Here is a 14,604-nt window from a genome sequence, read left to right on the forward strand (position 1 = left end):
GAGATCCGGCTCACATCCCCTCGCTCCACAGTGTGACGAAGCGCCAATATGGCCCGCAGCATTTCCCTACAATGTCTCTTGCAAACGACTTCACTAAAATAAACGCTAAAAAAGCACCTTCCTTAACCTACAAAATCGTAATTGGAGCGAGACATGTTTCGTAAAAGTTTACTTTCCATCACCCTGAGCGTCGCCCTGTTTGGCCTCACCGCCTGCAACGACAATGACTCCAGCGCCCCGACTCCGCCCAGTGCGACCCTGGCGAGCCAGTACCAGAACGTGATAGATCGCAGCGGCACCCCGCTCCAGTTCCGAGATTTTGACAGCTACTCCAACCTCAAATACAACCCGCTGCTCGATCTGGGGGCCTGGCACGGCTTCCTGCTGCCCGCCAGCGACAGCGAATGGGGTGGTTTCACCGGCCCCATGGTGATCGCCGAGGAGTACAGCCTCTTCTTTGCAAGCGAGCTGGACCGGCTCAGCCTGAGCGACGAGAGCGGCCGCGCCTATCCACTCACCGCCGCCAGCAAGCACGAGATCTACGCCATCCCGGGGGCGCTCATTCAGCGATTCGAGTTCGCGCCCTTCACCCTGGAGCTGGAACTGCGCTACGGCGATGCCCGCACGGCGCTGATCCGAACCCGACTCATCAACAATCAGGACGCGCCGCTGACCCTCAACCTGACTTGGCAGGGTGAGCTGCTCCAGCAGTGGGATGCCAACAAGACGGTGGCCGAGCAGTACCCGGATTGGACCCGCACCATCAGCCAGAGCGAGCAAGGCATAGAGTTCCAGTTCGGCGAGCTGCGCAGCACCTGGAACATGATGCAGAGCGGCAGCGCCCGCTATCGCATCGACCGCACCCTGCCCAGCCGCACCACCCTGGACGAGAAGGGGCTTGGCTATGCGAGCGAGGCCAGCCTCATCCTGGCCGCCAAGGGGAGCGAGGATATCTACACCCTGCAGAGCTACGTTCACAGCAGCGATGATGCCAGCCGCTTCCAGCAGAGCCACAACGCCCTGCTGGCCAAGCCTGCCAGCTATTTCGACGACTCCATCCGCCGCTGGGAAGGCTATCTCGAGCGCGGCCTCTCCAACCAAGGGATCCCGGAAGCCGAGCGACGCATCGCGGTCAAGGCGATGGAGACCCTCAACGGTAACTGGCGCTCACCAGCCGGCGCCATACTGCACGACGGGGTCACCCCCTCCAACACCGCCCGCTGGTTCGACGGCGTCTGGGCCTGGGACAGCTGGAAGCACGCCTACGCCATGGCTCACTTCAACCCCGAGGTAGCCAAGAACAACGTGCGCGCCATGTATGACTACCAGATCCAGCCCGATGACCCGTTACGCCCGCAGGATGCCGGCATGGTGATCGACGCCGTCTTCTACAACAAGCTCTCCGATCGCGGCGGCGATGGCGGCAACTGGAACGAGCGGGACACCAAGCCGCCGCTCTCCGCCTGGGCCATCTGGGAGATCTACGGCGCGACCAAGGACAAGGCCTTCATCGCCGAGATGTATCCGAAGATCCAGGCCTACCACGACTGGTGGTACAGAGCGCGGGACAACAACCGCAACGGCATCATCGAATACGGCGCCACCAAGCACGTCGAGCACAACGACGAATTCGGCAATATCACCTTCAAGGTGCAGTACGCCAGTGGCGTGCCCGCCGGGCTGGATCTCACGAGCTGCACCAACGAGGGGGACGGCTGGTATGGCTGCGCCGGCATGGCGCCCTATCAGCAGGTGCTGAGCGTCGGCGGCTACGCCGACATGGACATAGGCGCCCAGCACGGCGCCGGCTGGGAGTCCGGCATGGACAACGCCGCCCGCTTCGGCTTCATCGAGCCGGATCAGCTGCAGCGCTACGCCGACAAGACCTACGCAGGAGATCTAGCCAAGGCGCGCCAGGACTGGAACGTCGCCTTCTTCGAGAACCACGAAGATGACGGTAGCCTCATCGGCTTCTCCATCGATCAGGAGTCGGTGGAGCTGAACGCCTTCCTCGCCAAGGAGAAGCGCATCCTGGCGGACATGGCAGATCTGCTCGGCAAACCGGACGAAGGGATCCGCTACCGCGAGGGCGCTACCCAGCTCGCCGGTTACATCAATACCTGTTTGTTCGATGAGGCCTCCGGCTTCTATTACGACCGCCAGATCCATCAAGGAGATGTCACGGACGCCAACGGCTGCGTCGGCAAGCTGCTGACCGCCCGTGGCCGTGGCCCGGAAGGCTGGAGCCCGCTCTGGGCCGAGGTGGCGGACAAGGAGAAGGCCGCGCGGGTGCGCGAGGTGATGCTGAGCAGCCAGGAGTTCAACACCAAGGTGCCGCTCGGCACGGCGGCACTGACCAACCCGGCCTATGACCCGAACATTTACTGGCGCGGCCGGGTTTGGCTGGATCAGTTCTACTTCGGGGTGAAGGGCTTGGAGAACTACGGCTATCGCAGCGATGCCCAGCTGCTGGTCAACAAGCTGTTTGCCAACGCCGAGGGGCTGGCGGGCAGCGGCCCCATCCGCGAAAACTACAACCCGGAGACAGGCGCCATGCAGGGGGCCAGCAACTTCAGCTGGAGCTCGGCCCACCTCTATATGCTCTATCGCAACTTTCTTAAAACAGAGGACTAATCCCTTCTTCCAGCGGGAATTAGCCAACAAAAAGGCCTCCATATGGAGGCCTTTTTTAGCAGGAAGGTTTGGCTTACTTGACCGTCACCCGGGCAAACTTGCGCTTGCCGACCTGATAGACGGCGGTACCGGCACCTATGAGTGCCTTGCCATCGTCCAGCTTGTCGCCGTCAACCTTGACCGCGCCCTGCTTGATCATGCGCAGCGCCTCTGAGGTGGTGGCCACCAGATCGGCATCCTTGAGCAGGTTGGCGATCGGCAGACCTTCGCCTTCCAGTGCCAGCTCGACTTCCGGCATCTCGTCCGGGATGGCGTTCTTGGAGAAACGCTGGGTGAAATCTTCGTGAGCCGCTTCGGCTGCCGCTTCATCGTGGTAGCGGGTGATGATCTCTTTGGCCAGCCAGATCTTAACATCGCGCGGGTTCAGGGTATTCGCGGCAATGCCCGCCTTGAAGCCTTCGATGTCGGAAAGCGGGCGAGAGGAGAGCAGCTCGTAGTAGTTCCACATCAGGTCATCTGTGATGGACATGATCTTGCCGAACATCTCGCCCGGGGCGTCGTGCACGCCTATGTAGTTGGCGGCGGACTTGGACATCTTCTTGACGCCGTCCAGACCGACCAAGAGCGGCATCATCAGCACGCACTGGGCGGCCATGCCGGCATCTTTTTGCAGCTCGCGGCCCATCAGCAGGTTGAACTTCTGATCGGTACCGCCCAGCTCGACGTCCGCCTTCAGCGCGACCGAGTCATAGCCTTGCAGCAGCGGATAGAGGAATTCGTGAATCGCGATGGATTGGCCGCCGGTGTAGCGCTTCTTGAAGTCGTCGCGCTCCATCATGCGGGCCACTGTCTGCTTGGCCGCCAGCTTGATCATGCCGGTCGCGCCCAGCTCGCCCAGCCAGCTGGAGTTGTACTCGATGCGGGTCTTGGCGGGATCGAGGATCTTGAACGCCTGCTCGGCATAGGTGAGGGCGTTGTGCTTGATGGCCTCTTCGGAGAGCGGCGGACGGGTGCTGTTCTTGCCGGAGGGATCACCCACCATGGCGGTGAAGTCGCCGATCAGCAGGATGATCTCGTGGCCCAGATCCTGGAAGGTCTTCAGCTTGTTGAGGATCACGGTATGACCCAGGTGAATGTCGGGAGCCGTCGGATCCATCCCCAACTTGATGCGCAGCGGGCGCCCTTCCTTCAACTTGGCGACAAGTTCTTCTTCCACCAGAATTTCTTCCGCTCCGCGCTTGATCTCGGCTAGCGCCACCTCGAGCTGGGACATTTTTTGACTCTCCAATCACGATTCCACAGGGCCAAACATATTACTGGAATGGCGGGCCAATTGGAAAGGCTGTAAAATCCGCCCATTCTGCCCGACTTCGTCAGCTTCGCATGGTTATTTGGAACGCCTTCAACTCTCTCCCCACCTGGCACCGCAAGATGGTGCTGATCCTGAGCATCATGGTGATGATGCTGGCGGCCTGGCCAAGCGAACAGGCGGTCGCCACTCGGGTCGATGACAACGGCAACGAGCTTGCCGCCGAGCCGCAAGCCGACGAGGACGAGCTGCTGGCCCAGGCCGAGCTGCCCGTCACCCCGCCCAAGCCTAGCTACATCACCAAACAGGTGAAGGTACGCAGCGGCGACAACATGGGGGTCATCTTCCAGCGCCTTGGCCTCAGCACCACGGATCTGCACCTGATCGATCAGCTCGAGGGCACGGATACCCTGCGCCTGCTCAAGCCCGGCCAGGAGCTCACCTTCAAGCTCACCAAAAATGGCGATCTGCACAGCCTCTATTATCCCCACAGCCTGGAACAGGCGCTGAAAGTGAGCCGCAAGGCCGACAGCTTCGTGGCCAGACCGGTCAAGCTGGAACTCGATACCCGCGAGCAGGTGGCCAAAGGGGAGATCCGCTCCAGCTTCTGGGGCGCCGCCGCCGAGGCGGGCATGACAGAGGATCAGATCATGGATCTCGCCGCCATCTTCGGCTGGGACATCGACTTCGCCCAGGACCTGCAACCCGGGGACAGCTTTCGGGTGGTCTATCAGGAGAAGTATCAGGATGACGAGCGGGTGGCCTCCGGCGACATCCTGGCCGCCGAGTTCGTCAACCAGGGCGCCACCTATCGCGCCGTGCTGAACGAAGATGGCAACTACTACACGCCGGAGGGCAAGGCGATGCGCAAGAGCTTCCTGCGCGCGCCGGTCAACTTCAAATACATCAGCTCCAACTTCAATCCGCGCCGCCTGCACCCGGTCACCGGCAAGATCCGTCCCCACAACGGCATCGACTACGTGGCGCCTGTGGGCACCCCCATCATGGCTGCGGGTTCCGGCAGCGTGGTGGCGGCCGGTTACAACCAGTTCAACGGCAACTACGTCTTCATCAAGCACGCCGGCAACTATGTGACCAAGTACCTGCACCTCTCCCAGCGCACCGTCAACAAGGGCCAGCGGGTCAAGCAGGGCCAGACCATAGGCAAGCTGGGCGGCACCGGGCGCGTCACGGGCCCGCACCTGCACTATGAATTCGTGGTGGGCGGCGTGCACAAGAACCCGCGCACCCTCAATCTGCCCCAGGCCGAGACGCTCAGCGGACGGGAGCTGGCCAACTTCAAACTGCTGGCGATGCCGCAACTGGCCAAACTCGACCAGCTTGACAAACCTGAGCTGCAGCTGGCCCAGAACAAGCGGACCAACGGCGGTAACTGAGCCGCCGTTGCGGGCCAGAGACCTCGACCCACAAGGAGCAGTCATGAGCGAACGCTATATCGGATGGGTGTCGGGCGCCAGAATACGGTACGGGATAGAGGCCGCGCCCTCTCTCAAGTACTTTTCCCGGCCTGCAAGTAAGGAAGCCCCATGACCGAACGCTATATAGGCTTGATGTCCGGCACCAGCATGGACGGTATCGACGCCGTGCTGATCGAAACGGACGGAGATCAGTTGCGGGTCGAGGCGGCCCTTTGCCACACTTGGCCGAGCGACACCGCCCGCGAGCTGCACGCCCTCTGCACCCCGGGCGACAACGAGATAGATCGTATGGGTGTGGCGGATAACCTGGTGGCGCGGGAATTTGCCGCCGCCACCCACGCCCTGCTGGCCAAGGCCGACCTCACGCCTGCCGATATTCGCGCCATCGGTAGCCACGGCCAGACCATACGTCACCGCCCCCAGCTCGGCTTTACCCTGCAGATCGGCAACGCGGCCCTGCTGGCGGCGCTGACCGGCATCGATGTGGTGGCCGATTTTCGCACCATGGACATGGCCCTCGGCGGCCAGGGGGCACCGCTGGTACCCGCCTTCCATCAGGCTTTCTTTGCCCGCCCCGGCGCCCTGCGGGTGGTGCTCAACCTCGGCGGCATCGCCAATATCTCTGTGCTGCCGGGCCAGGCCGACGGCGTCTATGGCTTCGATACCGGCCCGGCCAACACCCTGCTTGATGGCTGGTATCGCCGTCATCACCCCAAGGGAGCCGGCTACGATGCCGGCGGCCAGTGGGCGGCCAGCGGCAGGCTTGTCCCTGCACTGCTGGAGCAACTGCTGGCTCACCCCTACTTTGCCACCCCCCACCCCAAGAGCACGGGGCGGGAGATGTTCACCCTCGACTGGCTCGATGGCGAGCTGGCCGGCCACGCCCATGCCCCGGCGGATGTGCAGCGCACCCTGCAGGCGCTCACCTGCCACAGCATAGCCCGCCAGCTGCCCGCACTGGATGATGCGCAGAGCCGGCCCGAGCTGTATGTCTGCGGCGGCGGCGCCCATAACGCCCCGCTGCTGGCGGAGCTGGCCAGCCTGCTGCCCGGCTGGCGCATCGCCAACACGGCCGAGCTGGGGATCGCCCCCGACTGGATGGAGGGCGCGGCGTTTGCCTGGCTGGCACAGCGCTTTATCCACCGCCAACCGGGCAACCTGCCCGCCGTTACCGGTGCCAGCCGTCTTGCCGTCCTGGGCGCCCTCTATCCCGCCTGAGCACCAACCGGGATCACCACCTTTACCTATCAACGACGCCATTGAGTGCACAATGGCAGGATCAGACAGGCTCCCCTTGAACGGATGCCGGCATGCCGCTATCGAGGCACCCGGATCCCGCCGGCCACCCCTTTCGGGCTGAAGAGCACCTGCCAGAGCTGGATATTCCGGGCACGAAATGCCCCGGCACAGGCGCCCAGATAATAGGTGAACATCCTGTAGAATTGCTCATCGTAATTTGCCTTCAATTTTTTCCAATTGGCATTGAAACGGGCTAACCAGGCCATCAGCGTTCGATCATAATCCGCACCGAAGTTATGCCAATCCTCCATGACAAAATGCTTTTCACTGCTCAGTGAAATCTGAAGTACCGAGGGCAGGCAACCGTTTGGGAATATGTATTTATCGATCCAAGGATCCACATCAAGATCGCTTTTATTGGAACCTATGCTGTGCAACAAAAATAATCCATCATCAACCAGACTCTTTGCCACCACATCAAAGTAGGTGGCATAGTTTTTCGGCCCAACGTGCTCAAACATCCCAACCGAGACGATTCGATCAAATTGCTCATCAAGATCGCGATAATCTTGCAAGCGAATATCCACGGGCAAACCGGCACAATTTTTCTGCGCCAGTGCCTGCTGCTCCGCCGATATGGTCAGTCCGACGACAGAAACACCATAATGCTCTGCGGCAAAACGGGCTAATCCTCCCCAGCCACAGCCAATATCCAGCAGCCGCATATTTTTCTGCAGTTGCAGCTTCTCGCATATCAGATGCAACTTGTCGTTCTGCGCCTGCTCCAACTCGCTGGCATTAGCCCAGTAGCCACAGGAGTACTGCATGTAGGGATCCAACATAAGCTCGAACAGATCGTTACCCAGATCGTAGTGCTCCCTGCCTACCTGCCATGCCCGCTTACGACTCTGCTTGTTGATGAGACGGCTCGACAGCACATAGAGAATATCGGCAAAGTGGCGCGGCATGCGCTCCTCCACCCCGGTGGCAAGCAAGCGACTGAACAATATGTCGAGGCGTGGGCACTCCCACCACCCATCCATATAACTCTCGCCCAATCCTAGTGATCCCTCTTTAATGACCCGCTGAAAGAAGAGGGGATTATGTACATGAATATCATAGGGATGGGGACCATTAATCGTGATCCCAGAATATAAGAGCAGTTCTTCGACAATTTTATAATAATGGTTTTTATGCACATTCAGACTCAACACTTTTGTTGCCATTACAATATTCCTGCTTTTATTTTTATGCGACTGACCATGACATTAAGACAATCGCAACGGGTGGGCTTGGTAAAAAGTTGAAAAATGCAGATATTCTCAATGCAGAGATAATTAAAAAACATCTGGTATATCATTCATCCAAGCTTATGAAGTCAATTCATGCACACCCCGGTCTGGTAGGGATATATAACGAAGAGGCGAGGCGTCAAACAACAGGGTGTTATTATTCTGGCTCGGACAAACCGGCAGCACAGCCTCACCGGTCAGGCTCAGGCCACCTCTCTCGCCTCGTCGGCAGCCCGCAGCAGGCTCTGGCGACCGAGCCAGTAACCCTGCAGATACCCGGACTCCAGCTTGGAGAGATCCTGAGTAAAACGGGAGACCCGAAAATCGGCCGGCGGCGCTATCACCTCGATCTCGCAATCGGCGGGAGGATTGGCGATGAAGTCGAGGGCACTGTTGTAGGAACGATCCCGCTCCAGCAAGGCTTGTACCAGTGCAGGCTGGGTTTTCAGCAGCGCTTTCAACATCCAGCAGAAGCGGGGGGGCTTCTTGCGATAGCCATGGGGTTCAGATAACACCACCGTCATCCGGCGCACACCACGGCGATAGGCTTCTATCACAGGTATGGAGTCGCTGATCCCACCATCGGCCATGGGGCGGCCATCGACGCAAGGGGTATCGTGCTGCACCACCGGCAGGGCACAGGTCGCGGTGAGCACCTCGTCCATGTTATCGGGCCGAACCTGCAGGTAGACGGCGGCGCCTGTCGTCACATCGGTCGCGACCGCATAGAAGGGGATCTGGTGGGCGCAGAAGGTCTCGAGATCCAGCGGAAAACGATGACGACTGGTCCGCCACAGCCAGCCAATATCCACCAAGTCTCCCCCTTTTACGAAGCGCATGGGATCGAGAAAATCGCTGCTACAGGCCAGCTCGGTGATGATGTGATGGCTGCGGCGCGGCTGTTCGCTCAGGTAGGAGACCAGATTGGTCGCACCGGCCGACACCCCGATGATCAGATCGAAGGGGTAGTAACGGCTTTCAACAAAGGCATCGAGCACACCGCTGGCAAAGATGCCGCGCATCGCACCTCCCTCGACAATCAGGGCGGCAGAATGAGAACTTAACATGACAAGGCTCCGTCAGCTGTAATAGGCGCAGGGAATCATCCTGCCCAGCGATGGACGCCTTCATGCAGAACACCAAGACGCCGCAGCAGGACGGATCAGGCAAGCATTCTGCGAGGCGGGGGCCAGGCAGGTGCAAACCTGAGACCGTGAAGCGGCTCCCAGTATATGCAGAGCCATAACCTTCAAAAAATGAATTTAAATAATAAAAAACATGCCATTTTGGAATGTTTTGTTTCACCACAGCCTGGCTGACGAAATACATCCACCTGCAGTGGCCTGCCCGGATCAGGGCAGACCCGGTCAGGAGGTCTCTTTGGGGGGCTCTATGGTAGCCCCTGACAGCCAACATCCCCCCGGCAACGGCTGGTCTAGCTCAAACAACCGCCGCTGATGAGCTTGGCAAACCGGGAGAGCAATCGCTGCTCAAGAACTTGTTGTAGTGCGACCAGTTGACGACAGGGTGACTGGATTTCCCCATGGTGAGGCTAAGAGGCTGACACCACAGGCTGCAAGACTTCGTCCTGCCCCCCCTACCTTTGGCGGCGAGACGCTCTCATATCATCCAGGTGACTCTGCAAGAATGCGGCGATGGCCTGGCCGGCGAGGGACGTTGTCAGCCCCCATCGATACGCGATCGATGGCGGCAGATCCCGTCATCAAGGTGGCACGCCCAGAGACTGGCAGCGGATCTCTTGCCCCGTGGCTTATCAACGAGAGCGGGCCGGAAAATATATGCCTGACCCAATGAGCAATATCGCGCCCCGGCGCCTCCCTGATACGCCCCCCATGCAGAATGACTGAATCATATTTCAGGGGCATCTTATTGGCGGCAAACTGGTCGTCGGCTAGCATATTTCGAGTCGGCTTGATAGCCCCTGAAAGGGTTTTAAAATACATATCTATGCACAATAAAAACTATTAACTGCAGGATGGCGAATATTTTTAACGCCTCATTCACAGCACAGCCCCTCCCCACTGGAGGGAAGAACCCAGCCCACACGGGCTCGCCCGCGATACCAGACCTGTTTGATCCACCCAGGAATGGTATTCACCCTGAATTGAATAGCAAAACAGCTATATTTCCAAGCGTTGAGCCATCTCATAGAAACGCAATCACCGGTTTGCATCCCCTGATTAGCACTCATAGAATCGCCTCGTCTGAAATAATCAACCCCGTCCCTTCCTCTCTTATCCCATTCAGCTAGTGAGTGGATTAAACATAATAACCGGGGATGCACCCGCTGGCGCACTCGGACGGGACGAACCTGTACCTGAGTTAACAACGAATACTAAAAAGAGGAATATCTATGAGTGGTACCATCATCAAGGCTGCAAGAAATACCACCAATGCCCCCCAGGATCTGGGTCCCTACACCCAGACGGTGGCCTTCTCTCATTACAACAATATTTCTGCCCAGCTGCCGGTCGATCCCAAGACTGGCAAGATGGTGAGTGGCGACGTCAAGGTACAGGCCAGACAGTGCCTGAATAACCTCAAGGCGATCATAGAGAGCATCGGCCACGTGATGGACGATATGGTCAAAGCCACCATCTTCCTCAAAGACATGGCGGACCTGGAAGCGGTTGACGCCGTCTATCGCGAATTCTTCCCGGGCTACCTGCCGACCCGTACCACACTCGCCGTGGCCGCCCTGCCGCTGGATGCCCAGGTGCAGATCGACGCCATCATCTCCAACGGCGAAGGCACCTTCCCACAGGCGCCCTGCGCCCTGGTGAAGCTGGCCCGCAACAGCGACAAGGCACCGCACAACCCGCTCTCGACCCATACAGTCGCCTTCTCCCACTACAACAACATAGGCGCGCAACTGCCGGTCGATGCAACCTCGGGCCAGCTGGTCGCCGGTGACATCCGCGAACAGGCGGGTCAGTGTCTGCGCCACATCAAAACCGTGCTGGAAAGCATCGATGTACCGTTTGACGACATCGTCAAGGTGAACATCTACCTGACCAGCCTCGCCGATCTGGACGCCGTCAACGAGGTCTACACCACCTTCTTCCCGGACTCCGCCATTGCCCGTGCCGTCGCCTATCTGCCGGCCCGCTCCGTGATCAGCGCCACTGCCCTGCCGCTGGGTGCCAGGGTGCAGATGGATGCGGTCATCTCCCACGGTGACGGCACACCGCCGCAGCTGGTAGAAGACAGACACAATCTGGTGATCGCTGCCCGCAATACCGACAAGGCGCCACGCAGCCCGCTCCATTGCCAGACAGTCGCCTTCTCCCACTACAACCATCTGGCCGCTCAGCTGCCGCTGGATATCACCACAGGCAAGATCCTGACCGGTTGTGTCAAAGAGCAGACCGCCCAGTGCCTGAGCCATATCAAGGCCATCGTTGAGAGCATCGACCACGTGATGGACGATATCGTCAAGGTCAATATTCAGGTCAAAAACATCGCGGATCTGGACGCGGTCAACGCCATCTATACCAAATACTTCCCGAGCTATCTGCCGGCCCGTACCGTGATTGGCGTGAGCGAGCTTCCCGCCGGTGCCCTGGTACAGATGGATGCCGTGCTCTCCAATGCGGAAAGCACCCCGCCGCAAGCGTAATAGATATTGAAATACAGGACCTTACGAGAAACCTGTTACCAGGTCATTGCCAAGGTCCTGTTCCATTTCAGTACCACTGACTTGCCCCTATATGGATTTCCAGTCCGGAAAACGTATCCATCAGTCCATTTCGCAAGCTGATATGCGGTGTGAAATGGTACCGAGCCTCAATAATATGAAACAAGGCCTCAGCCTCACCTTAATACAGTGAAACTGAGGCCTTGATATAAAACATCACTGCAATCCGTCATATCACATTTCACAATTACCGCTCAGCATGTGATGTCACTTATAGATACTTGATAAAAAATGTTTTTGTAAGCTTGCTGTTGCTTTTATTTACGCGAACAAACTCGATATCATAACCACATTTTTTGTAGAACAGAGGGGCTTGAAACTCATTGGTGACGAGATTTATATTGTTGTAGCCCTTGCCATCAAAGTAATCCTCAAGCGTTTGCAATAATTTTCTGCCATACCCTTTTTGACGAAGAGACTCATCAACCCACAAGTCCTCAACATATATCTCTGAATATGCTGTGTATGCGCTAAGTACGCCAAACACCTCCCCTTTTTCATCAGATAAAGTAAAAGAGAAGCTTTTAAAATTTATCTCTATGTCATTTTCACGCTCATAATTTTCATGACCTTCCGTCATTTTTGCATCAGCGGCTTCACTTAAATTTTCTGTATATTCAATATGTAATTCATTCACTGTATGACTGCCTATATAAAATGGGAAAGCCCACTGTTTCCATTTCCACCGACTATGATGCCATAAGTTCAGTGCTTGGTGCTAAATGAGAGTCTTGCTGGCAAGGGAGCGTATGACGCCATAAATGGAAGAAACCTGTTGCCCGAAGGCGATGAACGGTTATGGTCTGCTCTGAAATAGTCAGCGCTATACACTGCACATCACCCAATAAAAACGCCCTCCATCTTGCGATGGAGGGCGTTTTATCGTTCCGGCTATTGGGCCAGGTTGGCCCAACGTTCAGGAATGACAGGAGCTGTTACAGGGACTCTGCGGTCGCAACCACGTTTTCCACGGTAAAGCCGAATTCCTTGAACAGCAGCTCGGCCGGCGCAGACTCACCGAAGGTGGTCATGCCGATGATCTTGCCGCCGAAGCCCACGTACTTGTACCAGTAGTCGGCGATACCCGCTTCAATGGCCACACGCTTGGTGACGGAGGCCGGCAGGACGGACTCTTTGTACTCGGCAGATTGAGCGTCGAACACATCGGTACAAGGCAGGGAGACCACGCGCACGGCACGGCCCTTGGCAGTCAGCTGATCAAAGGCGGCCACGGCCAGCTCCACTTCGGAACCTGTGGCGATCAGGATGAGTTCCGGGGTGCCGGCGCAATCCTTCAGCACATAACCACCCTTGGCGGTGTCGGCCAGTTGCTGTGCAGTACGGTCCATCTGGGCCAGGTTCTGACGGGAGAAGATCAGGGAAGTCGGACCGTCGGTACGCTCGATGGCGTGCTTCCAGGCGATCGCGGATTCAACCTGGTCACATGGGCGCCAGGTGCTCATGTTCGGGGTCAGACGCAGAGAGGCGATCTGCTCAACCGGCTGGTGAGTCGGGCCATCTTCACCCAGACCGATGGAGTCGTGGGTGTAAACGAAGATGACGCGCTGCTTCATCAGGGCGGCCATGCGCAGGGCGTTGCGGGCGTACTCCATGAACATCATGAAGGTGGCGCCGTAGGGGATGAAACCACCGTGCAGGGCGATGCCGTTCATGATGGCGGACATGCCGAACTCGCGTACACCGTAGTGGATGTAGTTGCCGGACGCATCATCGTTGGTCAGGGACTTGGAGCCGGACCACATGGTCAGGTTGGACGGAGCCAGGTCGGCGGAACCGCCCATGAACTCGGGCAGCAGCTTGCCGAAGGCTTCCAGAGAGTTCTGGGACGCTTTGCGGGTCGCGATCTTGGCCGGGTTGGCTTGCAGGGTTTCGATGATCTTGGCGGAATCGCTTGCCCAGTTGGCTGGCAGCTCGCCTGCGGTACGACGCTTGAACTCGGCAGCCAGCGCCGGGTGAGCGGCTTCATAGGCGGCAAACTTGGCAGCCCAGTCGGCTTCAAGCTTGGTGCCCTTCTCCTGACCGTTCCACTCGGCGGCGATGTCAGACGGGATGACGAAGGGCGCGTGGTCCCACTTCAGGAAGGCACGGGCGGCGGCGATCTCGTCATTGCCCAGCGGTGAGCCGTGGCAATCATGGGAGCCGGACTTGTTCGGTGAACCGTAGCCTATGATGGTGCGGCAGCAGATCAGGGTCGGCTTGCCGGTCTCGGCCTTGGCGGCTTCGATGGCGGCATTGATGGCTTCCGGGCTGTGACCGTCAACGGCGGCAATCACGTGCCAGCCGTAAGCTTCGAAACGCTTGACGGTGTCGTCGGTGAACCAGCCTTCAACGTGGCCGTCGATGGAGATGCCGTTGTCATCCCAGAACGCAATCAGTTTGCCCAGTTGCAGGGTACCTGCCAGGGAGCAAGCCTCGTGGGAGATGCCTTCCATCAGGCAGCCGTCGCCCATGAAGGCGTAGGTGTAGTGGTCAACGATGTCGTGACCCGGCTGGTTGAACTGCTCGGCCATGGCCTTCTCGGCGATCGCCATGCCCACGGCATTGGTGATGCCCTGACCCAGCGGACCCGTGGTGGTTTCAACGCCCGGCGCATAGCCGTACTCGGGGTGACCCGGGGTACGAGAGTGCAGTTGGCGGAAGTTTTTCAGGTCGTCGATGGAGAGGTCATAACCGGAGAGGTGCAGCAGGGAGTACAGCAGCATGGAGCCGTGGCCGTTAGACAGAATGAAACGGTCGCGGTCGGCCCACTTGGGGTTGTTCGGGTTATGCTTGAGGTGGCTGCGCCACAACACTTCGGCGATATCTGCCATTCCCATGGGGGCGCCCGGGTGACCGGAGTTGGCTTTTTGAACGGCATCCATACTCAATGCGCGAATGGCATTGGCAAGCTCTTTACGAGAAGGCATCTGTATCTCCTGCGATTGCTTCATTTGATGGCCAAGATTAAGGCGC

The 14,604-nt window shown here is 58.5% G+C and carries 9 protein-coding genes; 4 read left to right on the top strand and 5 right to left on the bottom strand.

The annotated features are described in order from the left end of the window. Positions 1-153: 153 nt before the first annotated feature. Positions 154-2,634 carry an alpha-glucosidase gene (gene ygjK / locus AACQ95_RS09780; protein WP_241278468.1) on the top strand — a complete coding sequence of 827 codons (2,481 nt, stop codon included), beginning with the start codon at positions 154-156 and terminating at the stop codon, positions 2,632-2,634. Between the two features lie 73 nt (positions 2,635-2,707). Here ygjK and tyrS read toward each other — a convergent pair whose 3' ends face one another. After that, positions 2,708-3,907, bottom strand: coding sequence for a tyrosine--tRNA ligase (tyrS, locus tag AACQ95_RS09785; RefSeq protein ID WP_043135569.1), 1,200 nt, complete (start codon positions 3,905-3,907; stop codon positions 2,708-2,710). A 110-nt stretch (positions 3,908-4,017) separates the two neighbouring features. Between tyrS and AACQ95_RS09790 the strand changes: the two genes are divergently transcribed. Continuing rightward, positions 4,018-5,340, top strand: coding sequence for a peptidoglycan DD-metalloendopeptidase family protein (locus AACQ95_RS09790; RefSeq protein WP_043135571.1), 1,323 nt, complete (start codon positions 4,018-4,020; stop codon positions 5,338-5,340). Between the two features lie 150 nt (positions 5,341-5,490). Beyond that, on the top strand, positions 5,491-6,600 hold the full coding sequence (locus AACQ95_RS09795; RefSeq protein ID WP_241278469.1) for an anhydro-N-acetylmuramic acid kinase: 1,110 nt from the start codon (positions 5,491-5,493) through the stop codon (positions 6,598-6,600). A 98-nt stretch (positions 6,601-6,698) separates the two neighbouring features. On the opposite strand, the gene cfa is transcribed toward AACQ95_RS09795, so the two are convergent. Together cfa and AACQ95_RS09805 are read right to left on the bottom strand one after the other, a co-directional pair. Beyond that, the gene (gene cfa, locus AACQ95_RS09800; RefSeq protein WP_241278470.1) at positions 6,699-7,847 is read right to left on the bottom strand and encodes a cyclopropane fatty acyl phospholipid synthase; all 1,149 of its coding nucleotides are present in this window, start codon (positions 7,845-7,847) and stop codon (positions 6,699-6,701) included. 269 nt (positions 7,848-8,116) lie between these two features. Then, on the bottom strand, positions 8,117-8,980 hold the full coding sequence (locus tag AACQ95_RS09805) for a patatin-like phospholipase family protein (protein ID WP_098983071.1): 864 nt from the start codon (positions 8,978-8,980) through the stop codon (positions 8,117-8,119). A 1,307-nt stretch (positions 8,981-10,287) separates the two neighbouring features. On the opposite strand from AACQ95_RS09805, the gene AACQ95_RS09810 reads away from it, so the two are divergent. Further along, positions 10,288-11,553 (top strand): RidA family protein, encoded by a 1,266-nt coding sequence (locus AACQ95_RS09810; RefSeq protein ID WP_241278471.1) that lies wholly within the window; start codon positions 10,288-10,290, stop codon positions 11,551-11,553. A 289-nt stretch (positions 11,554-11,842) separates the two neighbouring features. Here AACQ95_RS09810 and AACQ95_RS09815 read toward each other — a convergent pair whose 3' ends face one another. Together AACQ95_RS09815 and tkt are read right to left on the bottom strand one after the other, a co-directional pair. Beyond that, entirely contained in the window at positions 11,843-12,268 is a 426-nt protein-coding gene (locus tag AACQ95_RS09815; protein WP_241278472.1) for a GNAT family N-acetyltransferase, read from the bottom strand. 298 nt (positions 12,269-12,566) lie between these two features. Further along, positions 12,567-14,558 (bottom strand): transketolase, encoded by a 1,992-nt coding sequence (gene tkt / locus AACQ95_RS09820; RefSeq protein ID WP_241278473.1) that lies wholly within the window; start codon positions 14,556-14,558, stop codon positions 12,567-12,569. Between the last annotated feature and the right edge of the window lie 46 nt (positions 14,559-14,604).

It is taken from the genome of Aeromonas sp. MR19, from assembly GCF_963899305.1.
Lineage (GTDB): Bacteria > Pseudomonadota > Gammaproteobacteria > Enterobacterales > Aeromonadaceae > Aeromonas > Aeromonas bestiarum.

Excerpts from the sequence above, each read along its gene's own strand:
- cfa (WP_241278470.1), bottom strand. The coding sequence starts at position 7,847 with ATGGCAACAAAAGTGTTGAGTCTGAATGTGCATAAAAACCATTATTAT.
- AACQ95_RS09790 (WP_043135571.1), top strand. The coding sequence starts at position 4,018 with ATGGTTATTTGGAACGCCTTCAACTCTCTCCCCACCTGGCACCGCAAG.
- AACQ95_RS09795 (WP_241278469.1), top strand. The coding sequence starts at position 5,491 with ATGACCGAACGCTATATAGGCTTGATGTCCGGCACCAGCATGGACGGT.
- tkt (WP_241278473.1), bottom strand. The coding sequence starts at position 14,558 with ATGCCTTCTCGTAAAGAGCTTGCCAATGCCATTCGCGCATTGAGTATG.
- AACQ95_RS09810 (WP_241278471.1), top strand. The coding sequence starts at position 10,288 with ATGAGTGGTACCATCATCAAGGCTGCAAGAAATACCACCAATGCCCCC.
- AACQ95_RS09805 (WP_098983071.1), bottom strand. The coding sequence starts at position 8,980 with ATGTTAAGTTCTCATTCTGCCGCCCTGATTGTCGAGGGAGGTGCGATG.
- ygjK (WP_241278468.1), top strand. The coding sequence starts at position 154 with ATGTTTCGTAAAAGTTTACTTTCCATCACCCTGAGCGTCGCCCTGTTT.
- tyrS (WP_043135569.1), bottom strand. The coding sequence starts at position 3,907 with ATGTCCCAGCTCGAGGTGGCGCTAGCCGAGATCAAGCGCGGAGCGGAA.